This is a genomic window from Mycobacterium decipiens (genome assembly GCF_963853665.1).
Lineage (GTDB): Bacteria > Actinomycetota > Actinomycetes > Mycobacteriales > Mycobacteriaceae > Mycobacterium > Mycobacterium decipiens.
This window is the reverse complement of sequence record NZ_OY970459.1, coordinates 1,553,328-1,568,943: the sequence shown is the minus strand read 5'-3', so window position 1 is coordinate 1,568,943 and position 15,616 is coordinate 1,553,328. Positions and strand designations below refer to the sequence as shown.

General features: G+C 66.2%; 13 protein-coding genes, 2 tRNA genes and 1 pseudogene. 6 read left to right on the top strand and 10 right to left on the bottom strand.

All coding sequences use genetic code 11. The annotated features are described in order from the left end of the window. The first annotated feature begins 14 nt into the window (after positions 1-14). A complete protein-coding gene (locus AADZ55_RS07305) occupies positions 15-968 on the top strand; it encodes an NUDIX hydrolase (RefSeq protein WP_085325446.1) in 954 nt (317 codons plus the stop codon). A 57-nt stretch (positions 969-1,025) separates the two neighbouring features. Here AADZ55_RS07305 and AADZ55_RS07300 read toward each other — a convergent pair whose 3' ends face one another. The 3 genes from AADZ55_RS07300 to leuC form a co-directional block, all read right to left on the bottom strand. Next, positions 1,026-1,700 (bottom strand): HU family DNA-binding protein, encoded by a 675-nt coding sequence (locus tag AADZ55_RS07300; protein ID WP_085325447.1) that lies wholly within the window; start codon positions 1,698-1,700, stop codon positions 1,026-1,028. Between the two features lie 211 nt (positions 1,701-1,911). Further along, positions 1,912-2,508 (bottom strand): 3-isopropylmalate dehydratase small subunit, encoded by a 597-nt coding sequence (gene leuD, locus AADZ55_RS07295; RefSeq protein ID WP_085325448.1) that lies wholly within the window; start codon positions 2,506-2,508, stop codon positions 1,912-1,914. A gap of 19 nt (positions 2,509-2,527) precedes the next feature. Beyond that, positions 2,528-3,958, bottom strand: a complete 1,431-nt coding sequence (leuC, locus tag AADZ55_RS07290) for a 3-isopropylmalate dehydratase large subunit (protein WP_085325449.1) — start codon at positions 3,956-3,958, stop codon at positions 2,528-2,530. Between the two features lie 83 nt (positions 3,959-4,041). Between leuC and AADZ55_RS07285 the strand changes: the two genes are divergently transcribed. Both AADZ55_RS07285 and AADZ55_RS07280 read left to right on the top strand, forming a co-directional pair. After that, positions 4,042-4,743, top strand: coding sequence for an IclR family transcriptional regulator (locus AADZ55_RS07285; protein WP_085325450.1), 702 nt, complete (start codon positions 4,042-4,044; stop codon positions 4,741-4,743). 53 nt (positions 4,744-4,796) lie between these two features. Next, the gene (locus AADZ55_RS07280) at positions 4,797-5,309 is read left to right on the top strand and encodes a PPOX class F420-dependent oxidoreductase (RefSeq protein ID WP_085325451.1); all 513 of its coding nucleotides are present in this window, start codon (positions 4,797-4,799) and stop codon (positions 5,307-5,309) included. Between the two features lie 123 nt (positions 5,310-5,432). Here the strand turns inward: AADZ55_RS07280 and AADZ55_RS07275 are convergent, their stop codons facing one another. The 5 genes from AADZ55_RS07275 to AADZ55_RS07255 all read right to left on the bottom strand — a co-directional run bounded on the left by AADZ55_RS07275 (position 5,433) and on the right by AADZ55_RS07255 (position 9,432). Further along, positions 5,433-6,410, bottom strand: a complete 978-nt coding sequence (locus AADZ55_RS07275) for an alpha/beta fold hydrolase (protein ID WP_119184980.1) — start codon at positions 6,408-6,410, stop codon at positions 5,433-5,435. 355 nt (positions 6,411-6,765) lie between these two features. Next, positions 6,766-6,838: transfer RNA gene (locus AADZ55_RS07270), tRNA-Glu, on the bottom strand. A gap of 72 nt (positions 6,839-6,910) precedes the next feature. Beyond that, positions 6,911-6,982 (bottom strand) — tRNA-Gln (locus AADZ55_RS07265). 150 nt (positions 6,983-7,132) lie between these two features. Beyond that, entirely contained in the window at positions 7,133-8,605 is a 1,473-nt protein-coding gene (gene gltX, locus AADZ55_RS07260; RefSeq protein ID WP_085325453.1) for a glutamate--tRNA ligase, read from the bottom strand. Further along, complete coding sequence (locus AADZ55_RS07255) at positions 8,602-9,432, bottom strand: fumarylacetoacetate hydrolase family protein (RefSeq protein ID WP_085325454.1); 831 nt, start codon at positions 9,430-9,432, stop codon at positions 8,602-8,604. The genes gltX and AADZ55_RS07255 overlap by 4 nt, the downstream gene beginning before the upstream one ends. Positions 9,433-9,643: 211 nt before the next feature. Here AADZ55_RS07255 and AADZ55_RS07250 point away from each other — a divergent pair. Then, positions 9,644-10,714 (top strand): annotated as a pseudogene (locus AADZ55_RS07250) (MFS transporter); the annotation flags it as partial. A gap of 133 nt (positions 10,715-10,847) precedes the next feature. On the opposite strand, the gene AADZ55_RS07245 reads toward AADZ55_RS07250, so the two are convergent. Both AADZ55_RS07245 and serA read right to left on the bottom strand, forming a co-directional pair. After that, positions 10,848-11,858: a 3-isopropylmalate dehydrogenase gene (locus AADZ55_RS07245; RefSeq protein ID WP_085325455.1), complete on the bottom strand. Its 1,011-nt coding sequence runs from the start codon at positions 11,856-11,858 to the stop codon at positions 10,848-10,850. A 49-nt stretch (positions 11,859-11,907) separates the two neighbouring features. Next, on the bottom strand, positions 11,908-13,494 hold the full coding sequence (serA, locus tag AADZ55_RS07240) for a phosphoglycerate dehydrogenase (protein ID WP_085325456.1): 1,587 nt from the start codon (positions 13,492-13,494) through the stop codon (positions 11,908-11,910). A gap of 85 nt (positions 13,495-13,579) precedes the next feature. Here serA and AADZ55_RS07235 point away from each other — a divergent pair, with 85 nt between their 5' ends. Both AADZ55_RS07235 and wrbA read left to right on the top strand, forming a co-directional pair. Continuing rightward, positions 13,580-15,010 carry a phytoene desaturase family protein gene (locus AADZ55_RS07235; RefSeq protein WP_085325457.1) on the top strand — a complete coding sequence of 477 codons (1,431 nt, stop codon included), beginning with the start codon at positions 13,580-13,582 and terminating at the stop codon, positions 15,008-15,010. Then, a complete protein-coding gene (gene wrbA, locus AADZ55_RS07230; protein WP_085325458.1) occupies positions 15,007-15,609 on the top strand; it encodes an NAD(P)H:quinone oxidoreductase in 603 nt (200 codons plus the stop codon). The genes AADZ55_RS07235 and wrbA overlap by 4 nt, the downstream gene beginning before the upstream one ends. The last annotated feature ends 7 nt before the right edge of the window (positions 15,610-15,616 follow it).

The following is a 15,616-nucleotide window of genomic DNA, read 5'->3' as shown; positions in this document are numbered from 1 at the left end:
CTGCAGGAGTTGAGGTGTCGATCCAGAACTCATCCGCCCGCGGGCGTTCGTCGGGCGGGACCGTGTATGCCGCCGGTGCGGTGCTCTGGCGACCCCGTGCTGCCAGTTCGGGCGAGACGGTCGAGATAGCTGTGATCCACCGCCCCCGCTACGACGACTGGTCCCTGCCCAAGGGCAAAGTGGATCCGGGCGAGACCGCACCAGTGGGTGCCGTGCGAGAGATACTCGAGGAGACCGGTCACCACGCCAGCCTGGGCAGGCGGATCCTCGCGGTGAGTTACCCGATCGACTCACCCGCCCGAAGCGTCAAGAAGGTGCACTATTGGGCAGCGCGCAGCACCGGCGGGGAATTCTCCCCCGGAAGTGAAGTCGATGAGCTGGTCTGGCTATCGGTTCCCGACGCGATGAACAAACTAGACTACGCCCTGGACCGAAAGGTCTTGCGCCGGTTCGCCAAACACCCGGCGGACACGAAGACGGTGCTGGTGGTGCGGCACGGCACCGCGGGTAGCAAGGCACGCTTCTCCGGGGACGACACCAAGCGACCGTTGGACAAGAAAGGACGCGCGCAGGCGGAGGCGTTGGTGCCACAGCTGCTGGCGTTCGGTGCCACCGACGTTTATGCGGCCGACCGGGTGCGCTGCCACCAGACGATGGAACCGCTCGCCGCAGAGCTGGGTGTGGCTATTAGTAGCGAGCCAGCTCTGACCGAGGAGGCTTACGCCAAGAACCCTAAACGCGGCCGGCGCCGCGTCCTGCGGCTCGCGGCTCAGGCAGGCACACCGGTGATCTGCACACAGGGAAAGGTCATTCCCGATCTGATCGCATGGTGGTGCGAGCGCGACGGAGTCCAACCGGACAAATCCCGCAATCACAAAGGCAGTACGTGGGTGCTGTCATTGTCAGCCGGCAGGGTCGTGACAGCCGACCATATCGGCGGAGCGCTGGCCGCCAACGTGCGGGCCTAACACGCGGATACCCTTCGTCGTAGCGCTGCCGTCCGAAGGGTATCCGCGTGCACTGGCCTACTTGCGACCGCGCCGTGCCGTTGCCTTCTTGGCAGGAGCCTTGCTGGCCGGCCGCTTCGTTGCTGCCTTCTTCGCCGGCGCCTTGGTCGCCGCCTTGCGCACCGGTGCCTTGGCCCTAGCAGTAGTGGCCTTCTTGACCACTTTGGTCACCTTCTTGGCGGGCGCCTTCGTGGCCTTGGTCACCGCCTTCTTGGCGGGCGCCTTGGTCACCGTCTTTTTGGCGGGCGCCTTGGTCGCCGCTTTCCTGGCGGGCGCCTTGGTCACCGCCTTCTTGGCCCGCGACGTAGACGTAGTGGCCTTGGTCGCCTTCCTAGCAGGCGCCTTCTTCGCCGCCTTCTTGGCCGCGCTGGTGGCCACTCCACGTTTCACAGCGGGCCCTTCTGACGGGAGACGCTGTGCGCCAGACACAACCGCTTTGAATTGCGCGCCCGGACGGAACGCCGGAACCGACGTCGGCCTCACCTTCACGGTCTCGCCGGTACGCGGATTGCGGGCCACGCGAGCCGCGCGGCGACGCTGTTCGAACACACCGAAGCCGGTAATGGTGACGCTGTCACCCTTGTGTACCGCACGCACAATCGTGTCGACGACATTCTCGACGGCGGCGGTCGCCTGCCGACGGTCCGAGCCCAATTTCTGTGTGAGCACGTCAATGAGCTCTGCTTTGTTCATCCCAACCCTCCGAAACCAGTGGTCCTCGTTTGGAACCGACTAGTGGACACGGTAAACCCTTACCCAGCTGATTTCCAAGAGCCACGCGCAATTTCACCGAACCAACGACCCGGTTTTTCGCAATCCGGTTGCCGCCCTTGACCGGTGGGCGGCCCCAAAATGGCCGATGTTGCCCCGAAGGGCGGCGCCGATATTTCGTGTGGCCGACTCGTCAGGGGGTGGGTAGAGTGCGCGGCTTCCAGAGCGGATACGCAGCTTCGAAGGCCTCGATTTCGTCGAGTTTTCGCAGCGTAAGGGCTATATCGTCAAGACCTTCTAGCAGTCGCCACGCCGTGTGGTCGTCAATCTTGAACGGCAGCACCACTGTTCCCGCAGTAATATTTCGATCTTGAAGATTGGCAGTGATTTCCAAGCCCGGACTCTGCTCGATGAGCTTCCAAAGGAGCTCCACATCATCTTGGGCGACTTCGGCAGCCAGCAGCCCCGCCTTGCCCGCGTTGCCCCGAAAGATGTCTCCGAACCGGGACGAGATAACCACCCGGAATCCGTAGTCCATGAGCGCCCAGACCGCATGCTCTCGCGAAGATCCGGTGCCGAAATCGGGCCCGGCGACCAAGACCGAACCCCGGTCAAAGGGGCTGAGGTTTAGCACGAATGAAGGATCCGAGCGCCAGCTCGCGAACAGGCCGTCCTCGAATCCGGTTCGGGTGACGCGCTTCAGAAAGACCGCGGGGATGATCTGATCGGTGTCGACATTGGACCGCCGCAGGGGCACGCCGATCCCAGTGTGGGTGTGAAAGGTTTCCATGCTGATTCCTACTCGTATTTCAGTTCAAGTCGGCCGGTGCGGACAGCGTGCCGCGAACCGCGGTGGCGGCGGCGACGGCTGGGGACACCAAATGTGTGCGGCCACCCTTGCCCTGCCGCCCCTCGAAGTTGCGGTTGGATGTCGCGGCGCAGCGCTCCCCGGGCGCGAGCTGATCGGGGTTCATACCTAGGCACATAGAACATCCCGCTTGCCGCCATTCCGCGCCCGCCTTGGTGAAGATCTCTCCGAGTCCCTCGGCCTCAGCCTGGGCGCGCACCCTCATCGAGCCCGGCACGATCAACATCCGGACGCCGTCGGCGACCTTGCGGCCACGCAACACCTCGGCCACCACCCGCAGATCTTCGATGCGACCATTGGTGCACGACCCGACGAACACCGCATCGACCTGAATATCGCGCATCGCAATGCCGGGTCGAAGGTCCATGTACGCCAACGCTTTCTCGGCGGCCTGCCGCTGGGCGTCGTCGGTCATCAGTTGGGGATCCGGCACGGCGGCTGCCAGCGGCACCCCCTGGCCCGGATTGGTGCCCCAGGTTACGAAGGGGCTCAATGAGGCGGCGTCGAGATACACCTCGGTGTCGAACACCGCGCCGGGGTCGGTGCGCAATTGTCGCCAGTAGCCGACCGCGGCGTCCCAGTTGGCACCGCTGGGCGCGTGCGGCCGGGTGCGCAAGAACTCGTAGGTGGTCTCGTCGGGAGCAATCATGCCCGCGCGGGCCCCGGCTTCGATGCTCATGTTGCAAATCGTCATCCGGCCCTCCATGGACAGTGATTCGATGGCACTGCCCCGATATTCGATGACATGACCCTGCCCGCCGCCAGTGCCGATCTTGGCGATCAACGCGAGGATGATGTCCTTGGCCGTCACGCCCGCCGACAACTGCCCGTCGACATTGACCGCCATCGTCTTGAATGGCCGCAACGGCAGCGTCTGGGTGGCGAGCACATGCTCCACCTCCGAGGTGCCGATGCCCATCGCCAGGGCGCCGAACGCGCCATGGGTAGAGGTGTGGCTGTCGCCGCAGACGATCGTCATCCCCGGTTGGGTCAGGCCCAGCTGCGGTCCGACGACGTGCACGATGCCCTGCTCGATATCACCCATCGGATGCAGCCGGATACCGAATTCGGCACAGTTGCGGCGCAACGTCTCCACCTGGGTGCGAGACACCGGGTCGGCAATCGGCTCGTCGATGTCGAGGGTGGGCACGTTGTGATCCTCGGTCGCGAGTGTGAGATCGGGCCGCCGCACCTGGCGCCCAGCCAGGCGTAGACCGTCGAAAGCCTGCGGGCTGGTGACCTCGTGCACGAGATGCAAGTCGATGTAGATCAAGTCGGGTCCACCGCCTTCAGCGGACGAGCCGGCTACCACAACGTGGTCTTCCCAAACCTTCTCGGCCAGCGTGCGCGGCTTGCGGGTCTGCAATGCCATCTCGAAGTGCCTCGATTCACTCATGCGCGACTCGCCGATCAACTGGGCTGTTATCTCAGAATGCGAGACGCTACGATCTCTCTGTGAGACAGCATAGCGGTATCGGCGTCCTCGACAAAGCCATGGGCGTGCTGCAGGCGATCGCGGAATCTCCGTGCGGGCTAGCCGAACTGTGTGATCGGACCGGCTTGCCCAGGGCCACCACCTACCGCCTGGCGGCCGCGCTGGAGGTGCATCGCCTACTGGGGCGCGATGCGGACGGCCGTTGGCGGCTGGGTCCCGCGATCACCGAACTCGCCGCGAACGTCAACGACCCGCTGCTGGCCGCGAGCAAGGTGGTGCTGCCTGGGTTGCGGCAGAGCACCGGCGAAAGCGTGCAGCTGTATCGCCGTGAGGGCAGGTCGCGGGTGTGCGTGGCCGCACTGGAACCGCCTGCGGGCCTCCGCGATACGGTTCCGGTCGGGACACGGTTGCCGATGACGGCGGGTTCGGGCGCCAAGGTATTGCTGGCCCACAGTGATGCCGCCACGCAGGCGGCCGTGCTACCCACCGCGAAGTTCACCGAGCGGGCGCTGGCCGAAGTGCGCCGGCGCGGTTGGGCACAAAGCGTGGCCGAGCGGGAGCCAGGGGTGGCCAGCGTTTCGGCGCCGGTGCGCGATGGCCGCGGTGTCGTGGTCGCTGCCATATCGGTCTCGGGTCCGATCGACCGGATGGGCCGGCGCCCGGGCGCGCGTTGGGCCGCAGACCTTCTAGCCGCGGCAGAGGAACTCACGCGGCGGCTCTAGCTCTGGCCGCCGCCGGTGCACACCCAGCGCATTCCACCTGACAGACTGACGCCATGGGAACCAATCAGCGCGCGCAGATCGTCATGTCCGAGGCTGAAATCGTCGACTTCATCACCCACAGCCGCACCGGCACGCTGGCCACCATCGGTGCCGACGGACACCCGCACTTGACCGCGATGTGGTATGCCGTGGTTGACGGCGAAATCTGGCTGGAAACCAAGGCCAAGTCACAAAAGGCCGTCAACCTCCGGCGGGATCCGCGACTGAGCTTTCTGCTCGAGGGCGGCAATACCTATGACACGTTGCGCGGGGTGTCCTTTGAAGGCGTTGGTGAGATCGTCGACGATCCCGACGCCCTGTTCCGGGTCGGGGTCAGCGTGTGGGAGCGTTACACCGGCCCCTACACCGACGAGGTGAAGCCCATGGTCGACCAGATGATGAACAAGCGCGTCGGCGTGCGCATCATCAGCCACCGGACCCGCTCGTGGGACCACCGCAAGCTAGGGCTGCCCCACCTACCGGTGGGCGGCTCAACTGCGCCGGCCGCGCTGGGGACCGGTCAATAGCGGCCGAAACAGCTTGTGCTGCAGGCTTTGCAAACATCGCGGGGGCAGCGACCGGAACCAGGTCGGCGTCTCTGTGTTTGGCGGGTCACCAATTCGCCTGCCCGATTATGGTTTTCGGTGCGACTAGGATGCGGCAGCGTCGAGCTGCGGGGCCGCGGAGCTGTCGCGCGACGCCCACACGTTGGCCGCGCGGCCGGGTCGATGTTGCATGCCCATCATCGCGCAGTTGATGGCTTCACTGATGCAATGTGGTTCGTCTTGAAGGAGCATGTGCCCGGCGTTGGGTCGGTGCAGATGGGCAGCGCCCGGGATGGCGGCGTGTAGGTCGCGTGCGTGGGAGGCTGGGGTCAGCACGTCCGCTCCGCCGCTCACGACGATGGTATTGGCCGCGATGGACGCAAGCGCGTGGTTTTGGTCGTATCGCCGCAGGCTGGGCAGGAAGCCGGCCGCGGTCCGCAACGACGTTGTGCGGATGGCCGATGCCGCCACCGCAGCGAGCGCGCTGCGGTGGCAGCTGCGCTGGCCTCGATATCTGATCACCGCGTCGCCGACCGGCCGCACGAGAGCCCTGATTGCCCGGTCCGTACTGCCTTGGGGCATGCGCTGGACGACTTCAAACAGAATCTTTGTGGCGGGTGTGGCGAGCAAACGGCCGAGTCCTCGCTCGGCGAGCCGGCCTGCCGCCGTCGCGATCAGGACGAGGCCGTGCGGTTCTACCGGTCGGTGGACGGCGGGACGGCCGAGGTAGGCCAGCGCCGTCATGCCACCCATGGAGTGTCCCGCCAGAGTGAGCGGACCGGTGATGCGCAGAGCGGCGAGGACCTCCGCGAGGTCGGCAGCTAGTCGGTCGATCCGGTAACTGTGCATTGGGGCGCTGCTAGACCGGCCGTGGCCGCGGTGGTCGTAGGTAATGATTCGTACGGTGTTGTCCCACCGCCGCACAAGCTGGCGAATTGGGAGTTCCCAGCTTTCCTGTGTCAAGCACAGACCGTGCAGCAGAACGAGGGTGTGGATGCCAGCCCCGGCGCCGCCGTAGTCTCGGACCCCCAGCCGTACACCGTCGCTCGTAGTAACCGTTCGCTCGACATAGCCATCCCGCATCGTGTCCAATCCTTGCCGGCACGCCGGCGAGCTAGGGAGACCACCGGCGCCGGTCACTGGCACGAACGCCGGCCGATAGTCGGCAGATGCCCGAGAAGACGTAGTTGGCAGAGCGGGCATCGTGGCCTCCTTCGCGCGCCGATGTCGGACGATTCCCGACACCTGACGCGATCGAAGTTACGGATTGGCGGTGATGCTGACTCGCTTGTGTGCACAAGCCGCGTAACAGACGATTTCGAACTTTTGCGCATTCTGCTTAGTTGCGCACCCGCCGGGCGTAGGCGAGCGGGGCACATGCACTGCCCAAAGCCACGAGTCGAGACATCCGTCCGCGATGTCTCGACTCATCAAAGAGTAGCCCCGATGGGATTCGAACCCACGCTACCGCCGTGAGAGGGCGGCGTCCTAGGCCGCTAGACGACGGGGCCGGAACCGATCCGAGCTGTCAGCATAGCTCACCCCGGTATACCCACCTAATCGCTTGCACCGGCGGGACATTGCTGGGGTACCAGGACTCGAACCTAGAATGGCTGAACCAGAATCAGCTGTGTTGCCAATTACACCATACCCCATCAGCTGCCTAAAACCGCTGGTCAGAGCGCATTCCACGAACCACTACCCGGGTCCGCAAGCATCGTGAGAACGCCGCCGCCAGCCGTTGTCGGCCGACGTGCAGACTACCAAAGAATCGGTGCGCAATCCGCACACCCGTCCTCCCGCGCCTACCCCGCTCGCGCCGAACGCAGCCGCTGCAGGCTGCGGTCGCGGCCGAGCAGCTCCAGCGATTCAAACAACGGCGGGCTGACCGACGTCCCGGTGGCGGCGACCCGGATCGGGCCGAATGCCTTACGCGGCTTGAGCGACAGCCCCTCGATCAGCGCGGCCTTGAGGGCGTCCTCGATTCGCCCCGCGGTCCAGTCCGGCACGCCTTCCAACGCAACCAGGGCGGCGTCAAGCACCGGACCGCCGTCTGGCCCAAGCTCCTTGGCGGCGGCCTTGGGGTCGATCGCGTACTCGTCGTCGTTGAGGAACTTCAGCAGGTCCCACGCGTCACCCAGCACCACGATGCGGGTCTGCACCAGCTCGGCGGCCGCGGCAAAACCCGCCTCATCCAACTCGATGTGCTGGCCGTGCGCGCGCAAGTACTCGCGCAATCGGTCGGTGAAATCGCCGGCGTCCAGCAGTCGGATGTGTTCGGCGTTGAGCGCGTCCGCCTTCTTCTGGTCGAACCGGGCCGGGTTGGAGTTGACGTCAGCAACGTCGAACGCGACCACCATTTCGGCGAGGCTGAACAGGTCGCGATCGTCGGCGATCGACCAGCCAAGCAGCGCAAGATAATTCAGCAGACCTTCGGGGATGAAACCTCGGTCGCGGTGAGCGAACAGGTTCGACTGCGGATCACGCTTCGACAGTTTCTTGGTGCCATCTCCCAATACCGTTGGGAGGTGAGCGAATTCCGGAATCCACTCGGCAACGCCGATCCGGATCAACGCCTGATACAGCGCGATCTGTCGCGGCGTGGACGACAGCAGGTCCTCACCACGCAGCACATGTGTGACCCTCATCAGCGCGTCGTCACACGGGTTGACCAAGGTGTACAACGGATCTCCGCTTGCGCGAGTCAACGCGAAATCGGGCACGCTACCGGCCGGGAATGTGGTAGGTCCGCGCACCAGGTCAGTCCAGGTGAGATCTTCGTCGGGCATCCGCAGCCGCACCACCGGTTTGCGACCCTCCGCCAAGTGCGCCGCGCGTTGCGCGTCGGTGAGCTGGCGGTCGAAGTTGTCGTAACCCAGCTTAGGATTGCGGCCGGCGGCGACGTGTCGGGCCTCCACCTCCTGGGGGGTCGAGAAGGCATAGTAGGCCTCCCCGGCCGCAAGCAACTGGGCTACCACGTCACGGTAGATGTCGGTGCGCTGGGACTGCCGGTACGGGCCGTACCGCCCGCCCACCTCCGGTCCCTCGTCCCAGTCGAGGCCGAGCCAGCGCAACGCGTCGAGCAGCGCGAGATAGCTTTCCTCGCTGTTGCGCTCGGCGTCGGTGTCCTCTATGCGGAACACGAAGGTGCCACCGGTGTGGCGAGCATATGCCCAGTTGAACAGCGCGGTGCGGACCAGGCCGACGTGCGGGGTGCCGGTGGGCGACGGGCAGAATCGGACCCGTACGGGAGTTGCTTCCGGGGCTGCTGCAGTCACGACTTTCCTTTGCGGACTACGGGATTGGTGAGGCTGCCGATTCCTTCAATGGTGATCGAGACGGTGTCACCATGCTCAAGGGGACCGACTCCTGCCGGTGTTCCGGTGAGGATGAGATCACCCGGCAGCAGGGTCATCACCGCCGAGATCCATTCCACGATGGCGCCGACGTCGTGAATCATTTGCGAGGTGCGGCTGTGCTGCTTGACCTGACCGTTGACCTCGGTGCGGAGCTCGAGATCGGCCGGGTCAAGGGGATCTAGGTCGGTGACGATCCACGGCCCGACCGGGCAGAAGGTGTCGTGGCCCTTGGCCCGCGTCCACTGGCCATCGGCTTGCTGCTGATCGCGGGCCGACACGTCGTTGCCGATGGTGTAGCCGAGGATGTTGTCGGCGGCCTGGCCGGCCGGAACGTCCTTGCACGGCCGGCCAATCACTATCGCCAACTCACCTTCGAAGTGCACCGGTGCGGCGCTTGCGGGCAATCGAATCGGAACGTTCGGTCCGATGATCGCGGTGCTGGGCTTGAGGAATATCACCGGATCCGCCGGCGCTGGGCCCGTTGCGCCGCCCATTTGGGCGCTCATCTCGGCGATGTGGTCGGCATAGTTCTTACCGACGCAGACCACCTTGCTGGCCAGTATCGGAGCCAGCAGCCGGAGGTCGGCCAGCGGCCATGAGCGGCCGGTGAAGGTCGGCGTGCCGAACGGGTGCTCCGCTATCTCACGAGCAGTCATCCCGCCGGGATTCCCCAGCTCGCCCTCGATGGTGACGAACGCGGATCGACCGGAGGGGCCGTCGGGGCTGGCGATTCGACCGAGGCGCATTCGGATGAGCCTAGTAACCGCCGGGCACCGGCTAGCGGGGCGGGTCGAGCGGCGCGGACGGTTGTTTCGGCTGGCTGCCGTTCACCGGATACAGCGGCGATCCGTTCGCCGGCTCCGGTGCAAAGCCCGTCCTTCCGGCACGCAGTCGCAGCGCCCGGCCGGCCATCGTTCTTAGCCGGCAGCCATCGCGTGGGTGTGCGAGCATGGGCCGATGTCACAGGACCCGACTCGCACGGCCACCTTGAGCGCGGGCGCGCGATGGTCGATCACACTCATATCGCTGGGCGTGACTGCAAGCTCTTTCCTCTTTATCAACGGCATCGCCTTCTTAATCCCCCGGTTGGAAGCCGCGCGCGGAATCCCGCTGGTCCAGGCCGGTCTATTGGCGTCGATGCCGAGCTGGGGCATGGTTGTCACGCTGGTTGCCTGGGGCTACGCGCTGGACCGCTGCGGCGAGCGGATCGTGATGACGGTGGGATCGGCATTCACCGCTGTCGCGGCCTACGCCGCGGCATCTGTGCATTCGCTGATGTTGATGGGGATCTATCTTTTCCTCGGCGGCATGGCGGCCGCCAGCTGCAACAGCGCCGGCGGCCGGTTGGTATCGGGCTGGTTTCCCCCGCACCAACGCGGCCTGGCGATGGGAATCCGCCAGACCGCGCAACCGCTGGGAATCGCCTTGGGCGCGTTGGTGATTCCCGAGCTGGCCGAACTTGGCATACACGCCGGGTTGATGTTTCCCGCCGTGGTATGCACGTTGGCGGCAGTGGCCAGCCTCATCGGCGTCGTGGATCCGCCCCGGAAGTCCCGGAACGTAGCCACTGTCGAAGAGCTAGCCAGCCCGTATCGGGGGTCGCTCACGTTGTGGCGAATCCACGCGGCCTCGGCACTGCTGATGATGCCGCAGACGGTGACGGTGACGTTCATGCTGGTCTGGCTGATGAATCACCACGGTTGGTCGGTTGCGGAGGCCGGAGTCTTGGTGACCGTCTCACAGTTGCTGGGTGCGCTGGGCCGCATCGCGGTGGGCCGCTGGTCCGACCGCGTCGGCTCACGCATGCGGCCGGTCCGCACCATCGCCATCGCCGCCGCCGCGGCCCTGTTCCTGCTCGCGCTCGTCGACAACCAGGGGTCCCGATACGACGTGTTGCTGATGGTCACCATCTCGGTAATCGCGGTGCTCGACAATGGTTTGGAAGCCACCGCGATCACCGAGTTCGCCGGGCCGTACTGGAGCGGACGCGCGCTGGGCACCCAGAACACCACACAGCGGCTGATGGCGGCCGCCGGACCGCCGCTGTTCGGTGCGCTGATCACCGCGGCCGCCTATCCGTCCGCGTGGCTTCTGTGCGGTTTGTTCCCGCTGGCCGCGGTGCCCTTGGTGCCGGCCCGCCTACTGCCGCCCGGCTTGGAGACTAGAGCGCGGACACAATCCGTTCGCCGACATCGAGTGTGGCAAGCCGTTCGTTCCCGCGAGTTGCCAAGTACGACTCGACGGCCCGGTCCACGCGGGCAGCGGCGTCGTCCTCGCCGAGGTGGGACAGCAACAGCGCCACCGACATGATCGCCGCGGTCGGATCGGCGATGCCCTGTCCGGCAATGTCCGGCGCGCTGCCATGCACCGGCTCGAACATGGAGGGATTGGTCCGGGTGGCGTCGATGTTTCCACTGGCGGCCAGGCCGATGCCGCCGCACACCGCCGCCGCCAAATCGGTAATGATGTCGCCGAACAGGTTGTCGGTGACGATCACGTCGAACCGGCCCGGATCGGTGATCATGTGGATGGTGGCCGCATCGACGTGTTGGTAGCCCACCTCGACGTCGGGGTATTTTTCGCCAACCTCCTGCACGGTCCGCCACCACAGCGCCCCGGCGAAGGTCAGCACATTGTTCTTGTGGACCAGCGTCAGGTGCTTGCGACGTTGCCGAGCGCGTTCGAACGCGTCGGCGACCACCCGGCGCACGCCGAACGCGGTGTTCACGCTGACCTCGGTGGCCACTTCGTTGAGCGTGCCGACGCGAATCGCGCCGCCGTTGCCGGTGTAGGGGCCCTCGGTGCCCTCGCGGACCACCACGAAGTCGATATCGGGGTTGCCGGATAGCGGACTGCTCACCCCCGGATACAGCCGGGCCGGCCGCAGATTGATGTGATGATCCAGCTCGAAACGCAGTCTCAGCAACAGACCTCGTTCGAGCACACCGCTGGGGACGGACGGATCACCGATCGCCCCGAGCAAGATGGCGTCGTGCTCGCGCAGTTCGGCGAGCACCGAGTCCGGCAGCACCTCGCCAGTAGCGTGAAAACGTCGCGCACCGAGGTCGTAGCTGGTTTTTTGGACGCCCGGCCACACCGCGTCGAGCACTTTGACCGCTTCGGCCACCACCTCCGGGCCGATCCCGTCGCCGCCGACGATCGCCAGCTTCATCGGCGCCACTCTCCCCGCCATTCGGGCCGGCGTGCCGTCCTCGCGCGCTTCATGACAGATCGACCACCTTGAGCTTGTTGGCGCCCACCGCCGCCGCGATCGTCGACCGCACCTCGTCGGGCACATCCCGGTCCAGCCGCAGCAGGACGGTCGCTCCTGGGCCCTCGACGTCCTCGGAGAGCTGTGCGGCGTGAATGTTCACGCCGGCGGCGCCCAGCAAGGTACCGATTTTGCCCAGTGCCCCCGGCTGGTCGACGTAATTGATTACCAGGTTGATGCCTTCGGCTCGCAGGTCAAAGTGGCGGCCGTTGATCTGCACGATCTTTTCCGTCAGCTGCGGTCCGTACAGCGTGCCCGAGACGGTCACAACCGAACCGTCCGCGCCGACGCCACGAACGTCGACGACGCTGCGATGGTTGGGGCTCTCCGAGGCCTTGGTGATCTCGGCGGAAACCCCTCGTTCGACGGCCAGCGCCGGCGCGTTGACAAACGTCACCGCGTCCTCGATAACCGCCGAGAACAGTCCGCGCAGCGCCGAAAGACGCAGCACCTCGACCTCTTCGGCAGCGAGCTCACCGCGCACCTGCACCGACACCGACACCGGCAATTCGTCGGACAGCGCGGCGACCAGCACGCCAAGCTTGCGCACCAAATCCAGCCACGGCGCCACCTCCTCGTTGACCACCCCGCCACCGACGTTGACCGCGTCGGGCACGAACTCGCCCGCCAGGGCCAGCCGCACACTCTCGGCGACGTCGGTGCCCGCGCGGTCCTGCGCCTCCGCGGTGGACGCACCCAGATGCGGTGTGACCACCACCTGCGCAAGCTCGAACAGTGGGCTGTCGGTGCAGGGTTCGGTGGCGAACACATCAAGGCCGGCCGCCCGAACGTGTCCGCTGGTGATCGCGTCGGCCAGCGCGGCCTCGTCAACCAGGCCACCACGCGCGGCGTTGACGATGATGACGCCGGGCTTGGTCTTTGCCAGCGCGTCCTTGTCGATCAAGCCCGCCGTCTCGGGTGTCTTGGGCAGGTGCACCGAGATGAAATCGGCCCGGGCCAACAGTTCGTCCAGCGACAGTAGTTCGATGCCCAGTTGCGCGGCCCGGGCCGGCGAGACGTACGGGTCGTAGGCGACAACGTGGGCGCCGAAGGACGCGAGCCGCTGGGCGACCAGCTGCCCGATCCGGCCCAGCCCCACCACGCCAACGGTTTTGCCGAAGATCTCGGTGCCGGAAAATGACGAGCGTTTCCAGGTGCGCTCGCGCAGCGAAGCGTCGGCGGCCGGAATCTGCCGGGAGGCGGCCAGCAGCAACGCCACCGCATGCTCGGCCGCGCTGTGAATGTTGGACGTCGGCGCGTTGACCACCAGCACGCCGCGGGCGGTGGCGGCGTCCACGTCGACGTTGTCCAGCCCGACGCCGGCACGCGCAACGATCTTCAGCTTCGTGGCCGCGGCCAGCACCTCGGCGTCCACCGTGGTGGCCGACCGCACCAGTAGCGCATCGGCCTCGGGCACCGCAGCCAGCAGCTTCTCCCGGTCGGGACCGTCAACCCAACGCACCTCGACCTGGTCTCCCAGGGCGGCGACCGTTGATTGGGCAAGTTTGTCGGCGATTAACACAACAGGCAGGCTCACGCGGCCAGCGTAGCGGTGATCGCCAGGGCGGCGAAGCCGGGCGCAGCCGATCGCCGCTATCGGCTAGATCGGCTGTAATGGACGAGTGCAGGTCACCGTCGTCGGCAGCGGACCCAACGGGCTCTCGACGGCCGTTATCTGCGCCCGCGCGGGCCTGAAAGTGCAGGTCGTCGAGGCCCAGCCGACCTTCGGCGGCGGCGCTCGCACCGCGCCCGATTTCGAATACCCCGACGTTTTGCACGACGTCTGCGCGGCGGTTCACCCACTGGCACTGGCATCACCGTTCTTCGCCGAATTCGACCTGCCCGCACGCGGCGTAACACTGGCGGTACCAGAGATCGCCTACGCCAACCCGCTGCCGGGCCGACCCGCAGCGATCGCCTACCGCGATTTGCTGCGCACCTGCTCCGAGTTGGACAGGGGCGCGTCGTGGCGGCGCCTGCTCGGTCCACTGGTGGCGGATTCCGGCGCGGTCGTGGCATTTCTGCTCGGCGATAAGCGTTCTGTTCCCGCCTCGATACTCCCTGTCATGCGGCTGGGATCTCGGGTGCTGGCGCAAGGCACCCCAGCGTGGCGGTCGCTGGTTGGCGAGGACGCTCGTGCGCTGTTCACCGGCGTTGCCGCCCACGCGATTTCGCCGTTGCCATCATTGGCGTCAGCGGGCGCCGGGCTGATGCTGGCCACCCTCGCCCATACGGTCGGCTGGCCGATTCCGTTGGGCGGCAGCCAGGCGATCGTCGACGCGTTGGTCGCCGACCTGCGCGCGCACGGTGGTGAACTCACCGCCGGCCTTGATATCACCGAGCCACCCAGCGGTGTCGTCGTCTTCGACACGGCCCCGACCGCGCTGCTGCGGATATACGGCGAGACGATTCCGCATCGATACGCTAGCGCCTTGCGCCGCTACCGATTTGGATCTGGCGTAGCCAAGGTGGACTTTGTGCTCAGTGACGAGATCCCGTGGTCGGACCCCCGGCTCGCGCAGGCGCCGACCCTTCATCTCGGGGGCACCCGTGCGCAGATGGCAAGAGCCGAGGCGGACGTCGCGGCCGGGCGCCACGCGCAGTGGCCCATGGTGCTGGCCGCCGTTCCGCATCTTGCCGATCGCGGCCGCATCGATCCCGGCGGTCGCCGCCCGTTTTGGACCTATGCACATGTGCCGTCAGGGTCCGCCCTCGATGCGACGGAAGTGGTGACCGCCGTCGTCGAACGGTTTGCGCCGGGTTTCCGCGATATCGTGGTGGCGGCCCGCAGCGTGCCCGCCGCGCGTATGGCCGAGCACAATGCCAACTACGTCGGCGGCGACATCACGGTGGGCGCCAATTCGGTGTGGCGTTCGATCGCCGGCCCGACCCCGCGGCTAAACCCTTGGCGCACACCGATACCCAAGGTGTACCTGTGTTCAGCGGCCACCCCGCCCGGCGCTGGAGTGCACGGCATGTCCGGCTACTACGCCGCCCGGACATTGTTGCGCCGAGAATTCGGGATCACTGAGATGCCTAAGCTGGCGCCATGACGAAACTCGCGGTCATCTACTACTCGGCCACCGGTCACGGCACCACGATGGCCAAGCATGTCGCCGCGGCGGCCGAATCCGCAGGCGCCGACGTCCGGGTACGCCATGTCGCCGAAACCCGCGACCCAGCGTCGTTCGCGCAGAACCCCGCGTGGACGGCAAACTACGAAGCAACCAAGGATCTACCCGCGGCCACCGGTGAGGACATCGTCTGGGCCGATGCGGTGATATTCGGCTCTCCTACCCGCTTCGGTTCCACGACATCGCAATTCCAGACATTCATGGACTCGCTCGGCGGTTTGTGGGCGCAGGGCAAGCTGGCCGACAAGGTCTACGCGGCGTGGACGTCGTCGGAATCCCCGCACGGCGGCCAGGAGACCACCCTCGTCAGCCTCTATCTCTCGCTGATGCACTGGGGAGGAATTCTGGTGCCGCCCGGGTACACCGATCCACTCAAGTTCATCGACGGCAACCCCTACGGGGTTGGCCTGGTCGCCAACCGCGACAACATCACCGAGATCGACTCGGCCACCGCCAATGCCCTCGACCACCTGGCCCGCCGGGTGGTGAAAGTCGCCGAACGCACCGCGACACTGTAGTTACCGT

What these genes read in the sequence shown, in the direction of transcription:
- AADZ55_RS07300 (WP_085325447.1), bottom strand. Translation starts at nt 1,700, where the DNA reads ATGAACAAAGCAGAGCTCATTGACGTGCTCACACAGAAATTGGGCTCG.
- AADZ55_RS07275 (WP_119184980.1), bottom strand. Translation starts at nt 6,410, where the DNA reads ATGCGGGATGGCTATGTCGAGCGAACGGTTACTACGAGCGACGGTGTA.
- AADZ55_RS07280 (WP_085325451.1), top strand. Translation starts at nt 4,797, where the DNA reads ATGGGAACCAATCAGCGCGCGCAGATCGTCATGTCCGAGGCTGAAATC.
- AADZ55_RS07245 (WP_085325455.1), bottom strand. Translation starts at nt 11,858, where the DNA reads ATGAAGCTGGCGATCGTCGGCGGCGACGGGATCGGCCCGGAGGTGGTG.
- AADZ55_RS07255 (WP_085325454.1), bottom strand. Translation starts at nt 9,432, where the DNA reads ATGCGCCTCGGTCGAATCGCCAGCCCCGACGGCCCCTCCGGTCGATCC.
- leuD (WP_085325448.1), bottom strand. Translation starts at nt 2,508, where the DNA reads ATGGAAACCTTTCACACCCACACTGGGATCGGCGTGCCCCTGCGGCGG.
- wrbA (WP_085325458.1), top strand. Translation starts at nt 15,007, where the DNA reads ATGACGAAACTCGCGGTCATCTACTACTCGGCCACCGGTCACGGCACC.
- leuC (WP_085325449.1), bottom strand. Translation starts at nt 3,958, where the DNA reads ATGGCATTGCAGACCCGCAAGCCGCGCACGCTGGCCGAGAAGGTTTGG.